Origin of the sequence: Actinomadura sp. DC4 (assembly GCF_030406325.1) — a bacterium.
GTDB lineage: Bacteria > Actinomycetota > Actinomycetes > Streptosporangiales > Streptosporangiaceae > Actinoallomurus.
This window is the reverse complement of the sequence record NZ_JAUEQY010000036.1, coordinates 25,867-39,856: the sequence shown is the minus strand read 5'-3', so window position 1 is coordinate 39,856 and position 13,990 is coordinate 25,867. Positions and strand designations below refer to the sequence as shown.

At 71.2% G+C, this 13,990-nt stretch carries 11 protein-coding genes; 3 read left to right on the top strand and 8 right to left on the bottom strand.

All coding sequences use genetic code 11. From position 1 onward, the window contains the following. Window positions 1–48: 48 nt before the first annotated feature. On the bottom strand, window positions 49–960 hold the full coding sequence (locus tag QWU11_RS40275; RefSeq protein WP_290119830.1) for a 2-hydroxyacid dehydrogenase: 912 nt from the start codon (window positions 958–960) through the stop codon (window positions 49–51). Between the two features lie 178 nt (window positions 961–1,138). Here QWU11_RS40275 and QWU11_RS40270 point away from each other — a divergent pair, with 178 nt between their 5' ends. From QWU11_RS40270 to QWU11_RS40260, 3 genes are all read left to right on the top strand, one after another. After that, window positions 1,139–2,233, top strand: coding sequence for a PQQ-dependent sugar dehydrogenase (locus QWU11_RS40270; RefSeq protein WP_290119829.1), 1,095 nt, complete (start codon window positions 1,139–1,141; stop codon window positions 2,231–2,233). 14 nt (window positions 2,234–2,247) lie between these two features. Continuing rightward, complete coding sequence (locus QWU11_RS40265; protein ID WP_290119828.1) at window positions 2,248–2,790, top strand: suppressor of fused domain protein; 543 nt, start codon at window positions 2,248–2,250, stop codon at window positions 2,788–2,790. A 139-nt stretch (window positions 2,791–2,929) separates the two neighbouring features. Then, window positions 2,930–4,213, top strand: coding sequence for a YhjD/YihY/BrkB family envelope integrity protein (locus tag QWU11_RS40260; RefSeq protein WP_290119827.1), 1,284 nt, complete (start codon window positions 2,930–2,932; stop codon window positions 4,211–4,213). A gap of 234 nt (window positions 4,214–4,447) precedes the next feature. Here the strand turns inward: QWU11_RS40260 and QWU11_RS40255 are convergent, their stop codons facing one another. From QWU11_RS40255 to QWU11_RS40225, 7 genes are all read right to left on the bottom strand, one after another. After that, complete coding sequence (locus tag QWU11_RS40255) at window positions 4,448–4,612, bottom strand: hypothetical protein (RefSeq protein ID WP_290119826.1); 165 nt, start codon at window positions 4,610–4,612, stop codon at window positions 4,448–4,450. Between the two features lie 195 nt (window positions 4,613–4,807). Continuing rightward, window positions 4,808–6,289, bottom strand: a complete 1,482-nt coding sequence (gene gatB, locus QWU11_RS40250) for an Asp-tRNA(Asn)/Glu-tRNA(Gln) amidotransferase subunit GatB (RefSeq protein WP_290119883.1) — start codon at window positions 6,287–6,289, stop codon at window positions 4,808–4,810. 11 nt (window positions 6,290–6,300) lie between these two features. Further along, on the bottom strand, window positions 6,301–7,800 hold the full coding sequence (gene gatA, locus QWU11_RS40245) for an Asp-tRNA(Asn)/Glu-tRNA(Gln) amidotransferase subunit GatA (protein ID WP_290119825.1): 1,500 nt from the start codon (window positions 7,798–7,800) through the stop codon (window positions 6,301–6,303). Window positions 7,801–7,802: 2 nt separating this feature from the next. Then, window positions 7,803–8,114: an Asp-tRNA(Asn)/Glu-tRNA(Gln) amidotransferase subunit GatC gene (gene gatC, locus QWU11_RS40240; RefSeq protein WP_290119824.1), complete on the bottom strand. Its 312-nt coding sequence runs from the start codon at window positions 8,112–8,114 to the stop codon at window positions 7,803–7,805. Between the two features lie 89 nt (window positions 8,115–8,203). Then, the gene (locus QWU11_RS40235; RefSeq protein WP_290119823.1) at window positions 8,204–10,303 is read right to left on the bottom strand and encodes a bifunctional diguanylate cyclase/phosphodiesterase; all 2,100 of its coding nucleotides are present in this window, start codon (window positions 10,301–10,303) and stop codon (window positions 8,204–8,206) included. A gap of 236 nt (window positions 10,304–10,539) precedes the next feature. Next, window positions 10,540–12,735, bottom strand: a complete 2,196-nt coding sequence (ligA, locus tag QWU11_RS40230; RefSeq protein WP_290119822.1) for an NAD-dependent DNA ligase LigA — start codon at window positions 12,733–12,735, stop codon at window positions 10,540–10,542. Between the two features lie 99 nt (window positions 12,736–12,834). After that, window positions 12,835–13,833: a methionine synthase gene (locus tag QWU11_RS40225; RefSeq protein ID WP_290119821.1), complete on the bottom strand. Its 999-nt coding sequence runs from the start codon at window positions 13,831–13,833 to the stop codon at window positions 12,835–12,837. Between the last annotated feature and the right edge of the window lie 157 nt (window positions 13,834–13,990).

Below are 13,990 nucleotides of genomic sequence, written 5' to 3'. Positions count from 1 at the left end.
GTAATCGGCCGCCGGCGCGTAAAGTGCCGCCGCACAGGATTTACCGGATCAGTAGTCGCCCTTGATGACGTTGTGCAGCGGCTCCCCTGCCACGAAGCGTCCGGCCTGCTCACGGACCAGCGCGACGGCCCGCCGGCGCGAGGCCGGAGTCGAGCCGCCGACGTGCGGGGTGATGAAGACGCCGGGCGCCGTCCAGAGCGGGTGCCCGGCGGGGAGAGGCTCGGGGTCGGTCACGTCGAGCACCGCCCGCAGCCGCCCGCCGGCGAGCTCGGCCAGGAGCGCGCCGGTGTCGACGACGGTGCCCCGCGCCGCGTTGACCAGCAGCGCGCCGTCCTTCATGCGGGACAGGAACGCCTTGCCGGCCATGCCGGTGGTCTCGGCCGTGGACGGCACGATGAGCACCACGACGTCGGCCTCGGGCAGGAGATCCGGCAGTGCACCGACCGGCTGCACACCGTCACGGGCAGTGCGCGCGACGCGGATGACGCGCGTCTCGAACGGGAGCAGCCGCCGCTCGATCGCCGCGCCCACGGAACCGTAGCCGATGATCATCACGGTCCGGTCTGTCAAGGCGTCTGTCATGTGCCAGTCCCACCGGCCCTCGCGCTGCGCGCCCGCGAATCCGGGGAATTCGCGCTGCGCGGCGATGATTCCGCCGACCACCCACTCGGCGGTGCTCGCGTCGTGTACGCCGCGCGCGTTGCAGAGGACGACGCCGTCGGCGATGTGCGGGAGGAAGGTGTCCACTCCGGCGACCTGCAACTGCACGACCTGGAGGTTCGTCATCTCGGCGAGGATGTCGCGGCTGCGCGGGGTCGCGACGAACGGCGGGACGTAGAACGCGACCTCCGCCGGGTCGCCGGGCAGCTCGCCGCCCCGGCCGTCGTAGACCTGGGCGCTGACGCCGTCGATCGCCCCGACGGAGTCCGCCATCTCCTGGTCCGGCACCCATATTCTCACCGCATCGCACCTCCGGCTGTGATCGTACGGCCGTCGCCTCCGCGCCGTGACGTCGAGGTGTGACGATGTGGCGCTAAGAGGCATAGATCACCCGTTCTCCGGCGCCCGGCCCGCGATCACTCTGAGTCAATGCCGCCAGGAGAAGTTCGTTCCGGATCGAGATGGGAACTTGACCAAAGTGAGGCTCAGAATCCTCGTCGCCCTAGGCGCTCTTACACTCGCCGGCTGCTCGTCGGGCGAACCGTCACACGCGGCCGGCTCGACTCCCCCGCCGCTGCCGTCGTCGGCTCCGGCGCACACCGCGTCGGCCGGCACTCCGCGCGATCTCGCCACCGGCCTGTCGGTTCCGTGGGCGATCGCGTTCCTGCCGGGCGGTGACGCGCTGGTGACCGAGCGGGACACCGCACGCCTGCTGCGCGTGACGCCGGGCGGCAAGGTGAGCACCGTCGGCAAGGTGCCCGGCGTCTCTCCCGCCGGAGAGGGCGGTCTGCTCGGGGTGGCGGTCTCGCCGACGTTCGCCCGCGACCACTGGGTGTTCCTCTACTACAGCGCCGCCTCGGAGAACCGCATCGTACGGTTCCCCTACCTCGGCAAGGGCGTCAGCGGCGTCCAGACGCTGGTCGGCGGCATCCCGCGCGGCCCGATCCACAACGGCGGACGGCTCGCGTTCGGCCCCGACCACTACCTGTACGCCTCGACGGGCGAGACCGGCCGCGGCGACCTGGCCCAGGACCGGTCCTCGCTCGGCGGAAAGATCCTGCGGCTGACGCTGGACGGCAAGGCGGCGCCGGGCAACCCGTTCGGCACGCGCGTCTGGACGTACGGGCACCGCAACGTCCAGGGCCTGGCGTGGGACACGCAGGGGCGCATGTTCGCCTCGGAGTTCGGCCAGGACCGCTTCGACGAGGTCAACCGGATCGAGGCCGGCCACAACTACGGCTGGCCGGTGGTCGAGGGGTTCGGCGGCGACCGCAAGCGGTACACCCCGCCGCTGCTGACGTGGACGACGGACGAGGCGTCGCCGTCCGGGCTCGCCTACGACCGCGGCTCGCTGTGGGCCGCCGCGCTGGGCGGGACACGGCTGTGGCAGGTGCCGCTGTCGGCCGGCGGCTCGGTCGGCAAACCGGTGGCCCGCTTCACCGGCCGGTACGGGCGCCTGCGGGCGGTCGTCACCGCGCCGGACGGCTCGCTGTGGGTGAGCACGAGCAACCGCGACGGCCGCGGCGCCCCGAAGCAGGGCGACGACCGGATCCTGGTGATCCCGGTCACCTGACTAGTGTGATGCGGATGAGCGACTCTGTGGCCGGGCACGCCGAGCGGTACCTGGGCCGGGCCCGGCCCGCCGTGGCCGGCGGGCGTACGCTGGGCGTGGCGATCGTTCTGCACGACCACGCGACGCTGTCCATGGTGACGGCCCTGACCGACGGCATGCGGACGCGGTCGGTGGCGTCGCCGCTGCCGCTGGAGTTCGCCTGCTCGGTACGGCCGGGCCAGGAGGACGAGGCCGCGCGGCTGGTGGAGATGTTCGCGGACCTGACCGTACGGGACGGGTCGGAGGTGGAGTACGACGACGGTTTCCTGGTCGAGGAGCCGCTGGTCGCCGAGACGTCGATCCGCGGCCTCCTCGCTGCGCCCCATCCGTACGCGGACGAGATGTTCAACCTGTACCGGGACGCGGAGGGCGAGCTGCGGCTGCAGTTCGTGACGCTGGTCCCGCTGACCGCCGCGGAGGGCGCGTACCTCCGCGACCACGAGACCGGCGAGCTGTTCGAACTCTGGGAGTCCGCCGGCACCGACCTCCTGGACCTGCACCGGTCCTCGGCCGTCTGAGGCCGCGTGGTCCGCCGACCTCGGCGGACCGTGGCCGGTCGGTTACCGGACGGGATGCGGTGGGGGCACCGGTGCCTCTATCGTCACTCTCGTGTCAGACGATAAACGACATATACGGTTGGCGATTTTCGTCCGGCAAGTGCTTGGCACCGGCGCCATGCGGCGGGCGGTGGCCGGGCCCGGGGACGGGTTCACGGCACGGGACTGGATCGTCGTCTTCCAGCGCGTGCGGAAGGAGGCCAAAGAGGACAACCTCGGCCTCGTCGCGGCGGGCGTCGCCTTCTGGGCCATCCTGTCGATCGTGCCGCTGCTCGTCGGTGTGATGGCCGTCGCGGCCGTCGTCTCGGGGCCGGCGCAGATCCGCTCACAGCTCGGCCCGCTGGCGGAGATCTTCCCACGTCCGGTCGCCCGGTCGCTGACCGGCCAGCTGTCCGACGCCGCCTCGGCCATGAGCGGCCAGGGGCAGACGCTGGCTCTGATCATCGGCCTCCTCGGCGTGCTGTGGACCTGCGCGCGCGGCGTCGGGGCGGTGATCAGCGGTCTGCACATCGTGATCGACGAAACGGAGACGCGCGGGGTGATCCGGCGCCGCGCCACGGCGTTCGCCCTGGCGGCCGGGGCGGTGGCCACCGTCATGGGCTCGCTGGCGCTGGTCTCCGCCGTACCCCACGTCGCGCTGCGGGACGCCGACTTCATCCTGGAGTTCGGCATCCGCTGCGTGCTGCTCGCCCTCCTCGTCGTCGTCGGCCTGATCCTGCTGTACCGCTACGGCCCCGACCGCGCCAACTCCGACTGGCACGCCGTCCGCTGGGGCGCGGGCATCGCGATGACGTGCTGGCTGGTGATGTCGATCGGCCTGGGCGTATGGGTGGCCCACACGGGCGGGCGGAGCTCGACGTACGGGACCCTCGCCGGCGCCGCCGCCATCGCGACCTGGCTGTACCTGTCGTCCTACATCGTCCTGCTCGGCGCCGAGATCAACGCCGAGATCGAACGCCTCCTGAACCACCGCTCCGCCTTCCGCGACGAACCCCCCAAACCGACGGAGCAGGTGGTGACCGTGGAACAGCCGATAGCGGCAGAGCAGCTGGGAGTGGCGGAGAGGCCGCGGGCCGAACAACCCGTATCAGTGGAGCTGCCGGTAACGACAGGGAAGCAGCCGACCGAACAGCCCACGCCGGTGGAAAACACACCGCGGGCGCAGCAGCCCGCAGCCGCGCAGCGGGCCGCTGTCACTGAGCAGCCCGTACCGGCGGAGCAGCCGGTGGCGGTAGGAAAGCAGCCGGCGGAACAGCCTGCACCGGTGAAAGAGGCACCGTCGGCGCAACACCCCGCGTCTGCCGAGCGGGCGGCAGACGCGGAACAGCCCGTACCGGCGGAGCAGGCGGCTCTGCCCGCCGACACCGGTGCGGCGAAGCGATGACCGGATGACGGCCGGCGCAGGAGGACGACGCGGCGCTCGTTGAGCGGCCGGTGACCGCGGGCGCCGCCGGGGTCCGATCTGACCCCGCGACGGCCGGGACCGGTTCAGGCGAGACCGGTTCGGCCGCTACCTGCAGGTGCGCGGCGCTCTGGCGGCTGGACAGATCCGCGCGGAACGGGGGTCAGCCACGCCGGGGTGTCTGGCGGTAGCGCTCCGACGACGGGGCCGTCGTCCTCAGCCGACGTGCCCGGAGCGGCCTGATCGTCCGGAAGAGGCCTCGTACGACCCGTACAGGTCGGGTATGCCGGCGCGCGGGCGCGGATTCACCGGATCCGCGGCGGTCACGAGGAGCAGCCGGGTGAGCGTCACCCCGCTGCCGCCCGGACGAGGTGGAGTCACCGCCACCACGCCCCGACGCCGCCCAACACGGCGACCGCGAACTCCCGCAAGCCGCCGACCGACCCATCGGCACGCCCCGGCCTCACCCCACACCCCGACCTCACCCCACGCGCTGACCCACCCCACGCGCTCACCCCACCACGCGCTGACGCCGGGCCGGAGCCCGGTCCGGCGTCAGCGCGGTGAGGTCGGCTGTCAGCCGGTGAGTTTCTCGATGATGAGCTCGCGGGCGCGGCCCGCGTCGGCCTGGCCTCGGGTGGCCTTCATGACCGCGCCGACCAAAGCGCCGGCCGCGGCGACCTTGCCGCCTCGAATCTTGTCCGCGACGTCCGGGTTGGCCGCGATGACCTCGTCGATGACGGACGAGAGCTCGCCCTCGTCGCTGACGACCTTCAGGCCGCGCTTCTCCACGACCTCGTCCGGCGTGCCCTCGCCCGCGAGGACGCCGTCGAAGACCTGCCGGGCCAGCTTGTCGTTGATCGTGCCCTCGGTGACGAGCAGGCTCACCCGTACGACGTCCGAAGGGGTCACCGGCAGCTCCGTGAGCTCCACGCCCTGCTCGGTGGCGCGACGGGAGAGCTCGTTCATCCACCACTTGCGCGCGGCGGAGGCGTCGGCGCCGGCCTGGACGGTCTCCTCGATGAGGTCGAGCGCCCCGGCGTTGACGATGTCCTGGAACTCCTTCTCGCTGACCGCCCACTCCTCGCGCACGCGTACGCGACGGGCCGCGGGCAACTCGGGCAGGCCGCCCAGCAGGTCGTCCACCCATTCGCGGGTCGGGGCCATCGGCACGAGGTCCGGCTCGGGGAAGTAGCGGTAGTCCTGCGCCTCTTCTTTACTCCGGCCGCTCGTCGTGGTGCCGCTGTCCTCCTGGAAGTGGCGCGTCTCCTGGACCACGCGCTCCCCCGCGTCGAGCACGCCCGCCTGGCGTTCGATCTCGTGCCGTACGGACCGCTCGACCGAGCGCAGGGAGTTGACGTTCTTGGTCTCCGAGCGGGTGCCCCAGACCGTGGTGCCGGACGGCATCAGCGAGACGTTGACGTCGCACCGCATCGAGCCCTGCTCCATGCGCACGTCGGACACGCCCAGCGAACGGACCAGCTCGCGCAGTTCGGTGGCGTACGCCCGCGCGACCAGAGGAGCCGCCGCGCCGGTCGCCTCGATCGGCTTGGTGACGATCTCCACCAGCGGGATGCCGGCGCGGTTGTAGTCGACGAGGGAGTAGTCGGCCCCATGGATGCGGCCGGTGGCGCCGCCGACGTGCAGCGACTTGCCGGTGTCCTCCTCCATGTGGACTCGCTCGATCTCGACGCGGTACGTCCTGCCGTCGACCTCGACGTCGAGGTGGCCGTCGACGCAGAGCGGCTCGTCGTACTGCGAGATCTGGAAGTTCTTCGGCATGTCCGGATAGAAGTAGTTCTTCCGGGCGAACCGGCACCACTCCACGATCGAGCAGTTCAGCGCCAGGCCGATCTTGATGATGCCCTCGATCGCCGCCTGGTTGGTCACCGGGAGCGAACCCGGCAGGCCCAGGCAGACCGGGCAGACCTGGGTGTTCGGCGGCGCGCCGAACGCCGTCGGGCAGCCGCAGAACATCTTGCTGTTCGTGCCCAGCTCGATGTGGGTCTCGATGCCCAGCACCGGCTCGTACCGGCCGAGCGCCTCGTCGTAGGGCACCAGGGTGGTCGTCACTTCACAGCCTCCGTGAGGTCAGGGGCCTTGGCCAGCAGGGGTCCGCCCCAGCGGTCCCACAGGGCCTTCTCCACGGCGGCCCCCACGCGGTAGACGCGGTCGTCGCCGAGGACCGGCGCCATGATCTGCAGGCCGACCGGGAGGCCGTCCTCGTCGGCCAGGCCGCACGGCACCGAGATGGCGGCGTTGCCGGCGAGGTTGGACGGGATCGTGCACAGGTCGGCGAGGTACATCGCCATCGGGTCGTCGGCGCGCTCCCCGATCGGGAACGCGGTCGTCGGCGTCGTCGGCGACACGAGCACGTCCACCTGCTCGTACGCGGCGTCGAAGTCGCGCGCGATGAGGGTGCGGACCTGCTGGGCCTTGCCGTAGTAGGCGTCGTAGTAGCCGCTGGACAGGGCGTAGGTGCCCAGCATGATGCGGCGCTGGACCTCGGGCCCGAAGCCCTCGGCGCGGGTCAGCGCCATGACCTCCTCGGCCGAGCGGGTGCCGTCGTCGCCGACGCGCAGGCCGTAGCGCATCGCGTCGAAGCGGGCCAGGTTGGAGGAGCACTCCGACGGCGCGATCAGGTAATAGGCCGGCAGGGCGTACGTGAAGTGCGGACAGGACACCTCGACGACCTTGGCACCCAGCGACTCGAGCAGCTCGACCGTCTCCTGGAAACGCGCCAGGACGCCCGGCTGGTAGCCCTCGCCGCCGAACTCCTTGACGACGCCGATGCGCAGGCCCTCGACGTCGGCGCGGCGCGCGGCCTCGACCACCGGCGGCACCGGCGCGTCGATCGAGGTGGAGTCCATCGGGTCGTGCCCAGAGAACGCCTCGTGCAGCAGCGCGGCGTCCAGGACCGTACGGGCCAGCGGGCCCGGCGTGTCGAGCGAGGACGCGAACGCGATCACGCCGTAACGCGACGAGCCGCCGTAGGTGGGCTTCATGCCCACGAGGCCGGTGACCGCGGCGGGCTGCCGGATGGAGCCGCCGGTGTCGGTGCCGGTCGCCAGCGGAGCCTCGTACGCGGCGACCGCCGCCGAGGAGCCGCCGGAGGAGCCGCCGGGGATGCGGGTGAGGTCCCACGGGTTGTGCGTCGTGCCGAACGCGCTGTTCTCCGTCGAGGAGCCCATCGCGAACTCGTCCATGTTGGTCTTGCCCATGATGACCATGCCGGCCGCGCGCAGCCGCGCGGTGATGGTCGCGTCGTACGGCGGCCGCCAACCCTCGAGGATCTTGGAGGAACAGGTGGTGGGCATGTCCGCGGTGGTGAAGACGTCCTTGTGCGCGATGGGCACGCCCGCGAGCGGGCCGAGCCGCTCGCCGGCGGCGCGCTTGGCGTCCACCGCCCGCGCCTGCTCCAGGACGTTGGCCGGGTCCACGTGCAGGAACGCCTTGACCGAGCCGTCGACGGCCTCGATCCGGTCGAGGTGCGCCTGGGCGACCTCGACGGCCGACGTCTCACCGGAGGCGATGAGCTCCGCCAGCTCTGCGGCGGTCTTCTTGATCATGGTCACGCCTCCTCGTCCAGAATCCGCGGGACCTTGAAGCGCTGCTGCTCGGAGGCCGGGGCGCCCGAGAGCGCCTGCTCGGGCGTGAGGCCCGGCCGCACCTCGTCGGCGCGGAAGACATTGGTCAGCGGAAGCGCGTGCGAGGTCGGCGGGATGTCCTCCGCCGTCACCTCCTGGACCCGCGCGACCGCGGAGATGATGTCGTCGAGCTGGGTGGCGAGGTGGTCGAGCTCGTCCTCCCGCAGCGCAAGCCGGGACAGCCGGGCAAGGTGGGCCACCTCGTCCCGGGTGATGGCGGCGTGCTCATCAGGCATGTCGAAACCGTTTTCTGCGATCGATGGGTTCGCCTCAATCCTAGGGGGCGCGGCCCACCCGCACCGACCGGTTTACCCAGCGATGATCGTCAGCAGGCGGCCTCTTCCGGTGCGGCCAGCTCGTGCGCGCGCTCACGCAGCCAGGCGGTCGCGTCGGCGGCCGCCATCGGCGGCCGGAAATGGTAGCCCTGGGCCGCGTCGCACCCCATCTTTCGCAGCAGGCCCACGGTCCTCTCGTCCTCCACGCCCTCCGCGACCGACCGCAGGCCGAGCGTGTGGACGAGGTCCACGATGGACTGCACGATCACCGCGTCGTCGCCCGTGTCGCACAGGCGGCCCACGAAGGACGAATCGATCTTGATCTCCTCGACCGGGAGGCTCCGCAGCCGTACGAGGGAGGAGTAGCCGGTGCCGAAGTCGTCCAGGCTCAGCGGGATGCCGAGCTTGGCCAGCGCCGCGACCGTGTCGGCGGCGTAGGCCGGCTCGGTCATCAGGATCCGCTCGGTGATCTCCAGCTGGAGCGAGTGCGGGGGCACGGCGTGGCGCAGCAGCCCGGAGGCGATCGTCTCGGTGAGCGTCGCGTCGAGCAGGTCGCGGCCGGAGGCGTTGATCGCGACCTGGATCTCCAGGCCTGCCCTCCACCACTCGGCCACCTGCGCGAGGGCGGCCTCGACGACGAATCCGGTGATGCCGCGCATGAGGTAGGTCTGCTCGGCGATCGGGAGGAACTGGTCGGGGGTGAGCAGGCCCTTGGCCGGGTGCCGCCAGCGGAGCAGCGCCTCCATGCCGGCCGGGCGGCCGTCGTCGAGGAAGATCTTGGGCTGGTAGTGCAGCTCGAGCTCGCCGCGGTCGATCGCGCGCCGCAGCTCGCTCTGGCGACTCAAACGTTCCGGGGAGTTACGGTCGCGGGCCGGTGAATAAATCTCTACCCCGGTGCGGTTTTCCTTCGCCACGTACATCGCGACGTCGGCGCGCTGGAGGAGGAGTTCGAAGTCGGGCGCGTGGTCCGGGTGGAGCGCGATGCCGACGCTGCCGTCGAGATCGAAGGAGTTGCCGTCGAGGCGTACGGGCTCGCCCAGCGCGGCCCGCAGGCGGGCCGCCACCTCGCGGGCGGCCCGCGCGTCGCGTACGGAGGGCAGCAGCACCGCGAACTCGTCGCCGCCGAGCCGCGCGACCAGATCGCCGGGGCGCACGCTGTGGGTCAGCCGGTGCGCGACGAGCTGCAGCAGCCGGTCTCCCGTGGGGTGCCCGAGCGTGTCGTTGACCTCCTTGAACCGGTCGAGGTCGAGGAGGAACAGGCCCACCCGCTGCTGCGGATCCTCATCCACCACGCGGCCCTGGGCGGCCCGGCGCTCGGCCCGGTGACGGGCGTTGGCGAGCGCCTCCTCGGTGCGGACGATCAGCAGTTTCCGGTTGGGCAGGCCGGTCAGGGCGTCGTGCATGGCCTGGTGCTCGCGGCTGAGCGAGACCGAGGCGTTGAGGTAGACCGCGATGAACGGCAGCACGAACAGCGGCACGAACGCCGCGGACCGGCTCATCGCGACGGCGACCAGCGGCGCCAGGCCCAGCAGCGCGCTGTGCACGAGGAGCTGGAGGCCGAGGTTCCAGCGCATGGCCTTGATGATCGAACCGCGCTCGTGGAAGGCGATCGCGGCGTTGACCAGCAGCGAGTTGACCAGGAAGTACGCGGTGCCGGCCAGCGCCATGGGCAGCAGGTCGCGGCCGTCGGGGACCCATACCTGGCAGGGCCGGGCGGTGATGCCGAAGGCGAGCAGGGTGAGCCCTGCCGCGGTGAAGCTCAGGGTGTACTGGCCGACGTTGAACGCGTTGCGATGGATGGCGCGGCGGCGCAGGACTCCGCTGGCCACGGTCGCGACCGCCTGCAGGAGCAGCGCCGTGGGCATGCCCACGTAGAGCATGGTCGCGAAGGTGAACGTGGTGGAGATCGCGGCGCCGGTCGTCTCGGTGGAACCGGGGGTGATGATCGGCTTGAGCTCGCCGAGGACGATGAGGCCGGCCAGGATCCAGAAAAGCGGGTTCCGGCCCAGCTCACGCAGGTCGTCGCCGTGGAGGAAGGCGACCGAGCCGGCGAGGGCCACGACACCGGCCGAAGTGACGCAGACGATGTAGACCCACAGCGGCGATCCGCGCCGAGGGACCGTGTCACGCGTGTTGTTCGGGTCCTTCATCACGTCCTCGAGGGGTTACACCAGGTTGTTTGGGTACGGTCCGCTTTCGACGAGTGCGGTGGTGTTTGGACGGACACAGGTGGTGCTGAGGGGAGACTACGACGTTCGGGCAACTTCGCGAAACCGATTGGGCACGTTCCGTTACGTCCGAAACCGGAGCTTAATACGCTGAACGGTAATCAGACGATACCGTACGGTATGTTGCTGCAGGTCAGAAAGCGATAAGACGAGTCATGTCACTCCTCGGGTACGACCGCTACCTCTGTGGCCGCATCCGGCCCATCACTGAGCAGTACGCCGAAGCCGGCCTCGTCCAGGAGGCGCACGCCAAGCTTGACCGCTTTGTCGTATTTCGACCCTGGACTGTCGCCAAAAACGACAAATCCCGTCTTTTTTGACACCGCACTCGACACTTTGCCGCCGAGGTTCTGGACGGCCGCCGTGGCCGAGTCGCGGCTGTACGCGTCGAGCGAGCCGGTGATCACCACGCTGACGCCCTCCAGCGGGCGCGGTCCCTCGTCACTCCCCTCATCCTCCATGCGCACCCCGGCCACGCGCCACTTTTCGACGATCTCCCGGTGCCAGGGCTCCTCGAACCAGTCCTTGACCGAGGCGGCGATCGTCGGGCCGACGTCCTCGACCGCGGTGAGCTCCTCCTCCGTGGCCTCCCGGATGCGGTCCATCGACCGGAACTCCCGTGCCAGCGCCTGCGCGGCCGTCGGCCCCACGTGCCGGATCGACAGGGCGACCAGAACCCGCCAGAGCGGCTGCATCTTGGCCTTCTCCAGCTCCTCGAAGAGCTTGTCCACCGTCTTCTTCGGCTCGCCCGACTTGTTCTTGAAGAAGGTGACGACCTTCTCCTCCCCCGTCTTGGGGTCGATCTTGGGCAGGCCGGTGCGCTGCTCGCGTACGACAGACTTGATCTTGATGAGCTCATTGATGTCGAGGTGGAACAGGTCGCCCTCGTTCTTGACCGGCGGCTCCTCGGGCTCCAGCGGCTGGGTGAGCGCGGTCGCCGCGACGTAGCCGAGCGCCTCGATGTCGAACGCGCCGCGGCCGGCCACGAAGTAGAGACGTTCGCGGAGCTGCGCCGGGCAGGCGCGGGCGTTCGGGCAGCGGATGTCGACGTCGCCCTCCTTCTGCGCCTTCAGCTCCGTGCCGCACTCGGGGCAGTGCGTCGGCATCACGAAGTCGTGCTCGCCGCCGTCGCGCAGGTCCGCGACGGGCCCGACGATCTCCGGGATGACGTCGCCCGCCTTGCGGAGCACGACCATGTCGCCGATCTTCACGCCCTTGCGGCGTACCTCGTCGGCGTTGTGCAGCGTCGCGTACGCCACCGTGGAACCGGCGACCGTGATCGGCTCCATCACGCCGTACGGCGTCACCCGCCCGGTGCGGCCCACACCGACACGGATGTCGAGGAGCCGGGTGTTGACCTCCTGCGGGGGGTACTTGAAGGCGATCGCCCAGCGCGGCCAGCGGCTCGTGGAGCCCAGCCGCCGCTGGAGCGCGAGCTGGTCGACCTTGACCACGACCCCGTCGATCTCGTACGCGGGCTCGTGGCGGTGCTCGCCGTAGTGCTCGATGTAGTCCCGTACGCCGTCGAGCCCGTCGACCACCGTGTAGCGGTCGCTCACCGGCAGCCCGAACCCGCGCAGGACCTCGTACACCTCCGACTGGCTCTGCGGCTGCGCGCCGCCGCCGGTCCAGGTGCCGAAACCGTGCACGATCATGCTCAGCGGCCGCTTGGCGGTGACCCGCGGGTCCTTCTGCCGCAGCGACCCGGCCGCGCCGTTGCGCGGGTTGGCGAACGGGGCCTTGCCCGCGTCGACCAGGCTCTCGTTGAGCTTCTCGAAGGCCTCGACGGGGAGGTAGACCTCGCCGCGGACCTCCAGGACGTCGGGGAAGTCGCCGTCGAGCCGGGTCGGCACGGCCTCGATGGTGCGGATGTTGTTGGTGATGTCCTCGCCGGTACGCCCGTCGCCGCGCGTCGCACCGCGTACGAGCCGGCCCTGCTCGTAGGTCAGGTTGACGGCCAGCCCGTCGATCTTCAGCTCGCACAGGAACGCGGCGAGCGTGCCGACCTCCTTTTCGGCCCGCCCCGCCCAGGCCGACAGGTCGTCGGTGTCGAAGGCGTTGTCGAGGCTCTGCATCCGCTCGAGATGCTCGACCGTCTCGAAGTCGGTCGTGATCGGCGCCCCGACCTTCTGCGTCGGCGAGTCGGGCGTGACGAGATCGGGGTGCTCGTCCTCGATGGCGAGGATCTCGCGCATCAGACGGTCGTAGTCGGCGTCACTGATCGTCGGCGAGTCGAGGACGTAGTAACGGTAGTTGGCGTCGTCGAGCTCCTGCGTCAGTTCCCCGTGCCGCTGCCGAGCCTCTTGGGGTGTCGCCACGTGTGTCTCCCTGCCGTACGAGGTGCGCTCAGACATAGTCTCTCGCGCCGCACTGACACTTTGACCTGCGGTCTCACCCACTGCCGCGCCATGGCGGTCATCGGGTCCGGCGCGCGCGGGCACCGGCTCGACGACTCAGTCCTCGGCGGACTCCTGGATGATGCGGGCGGCCTCGCGGCAGTGGCGGAGGGCGCTGCGGGCGTACGACGGGGTGGCGCCGGCCAGGCCGCAGGTCGGGGTGAGGACCACGGACCCGGTGAGGGAGCGGGGCGAGAAGCCGAGACGGCGCCACAGCTCTCTCACCCGCGCGGTGGACGTGGCGGGGGCCGGCAGGCGGGCGTCACGGCCCGGGACGACGCCCATGAAGAAGCCGGTGCCCGCCTCCACGGCCTCGCCGATCGCGTCCTCGTCGCGGATGAGGGACGCGTCCACCGAGATCGCCTTCGCGCCGGCGCCGCGCAGCAGGCCGTACGGGACGCGCGGGGCGCAGCAGTGCACGATCGTGAAGGCGTCGGCGGACTCGATGACGCGGCGCAGGTGGTCCTCGGCGAGCGGCGCCTCGACGGTGCGGATGCGGGAGAAGCCGCTCGCGGTCGGGACGCCGCCGGACAGGACGCCCGGCAGGGACGGCTCGTCCAGCTGCAGGAGCACGGTCGCGCGCGGCAGGCGCCGGCGTACGTCGCGGACGTGGGCGGCGACGCCCTCGGCCAGTGAGTACGTCACGTCGCGGACCGCCCCGGGGTCGGCGCGCGCGCGCTCGCCGCTCCTCGTCTCGATGGAGGCGGCCAGGGTCCACGGCCCGGCGACCTGGATCTTGATCGGGCCCTCGACGTCGGCGGCGACCTCTTCGAGGACGTCCAGGTCCTTGGCGAGGTAGCCGTGGGTACGCGAGGTGTCGCGGCCGGGGTGGTCGGTGAACCTCCAGCCGGACGGCTGCAGCCCGACGGCCAGGTCGACGAGCAGTCCCGCCGTACGGCCGATCATGTCCGCCCCGGGCCCGCGGGCGGGGAGCTCGGGCAGGTGCGGCAGCTCCGGCAGCTCGCCGAGGACGACCCGCAGCGTCTCGGCCGGGTCCTCTCCGGGGAAGGACCCGACGCCGGTTGCGGACCCCTCGGCCCACGGGAAGTCACTCACGGGCCGAGCCTAGTGCCGCCCCGGCCGAGGTTCGCCCTGCCGCGAGCGCCGGACGCCCAGGAAGACGGCCTCATCGCCGGGAACGCCGGCTGATGCCGGCACGGCGCGCGGGCGAAAGGCGGGTGCGAACCGTGGCGTGCGCGAGATCCTCGCTCAC

Bases quoted from the DNA above. Each gene is read 5' to 3' on its own strand.
- QWU11_RS40265 (WP_290119828.1), top strand. From the start codon at position 2,248: ATGAGCGACTCTGTGGCCGGGCACGCCGAGCGGTACCTGGGCCGGGCC.
- gatA (WP_290119825.1), bottom strand. From the start codon at position 7,800: ATGATCAAGAAGACCGCCGCAGAGCTGGCGGAGCTCATCGCCTCCGGT.
- gatC (WP_290119824.1), bottom strand. From the start codon at position 8,114: ATGCCTGATGAGCACGCCGCCATCACCCGGGACGAGGTGGCCCACCTT.
- QWU11_RS40235 (WP_290119823.1), bottom strand. From the start codon at position 10,303: ATGAAGGACCCGAACAACACGCGTGACACGGTCCCTCGGCGCGGATCG.
- ligA (WP_290119822.1), bottom strand. From the start codon at position 12,735: ATGTCTGAGCGCACCTCGTACGGCAGGGAGACACACGTGGCGACACCC.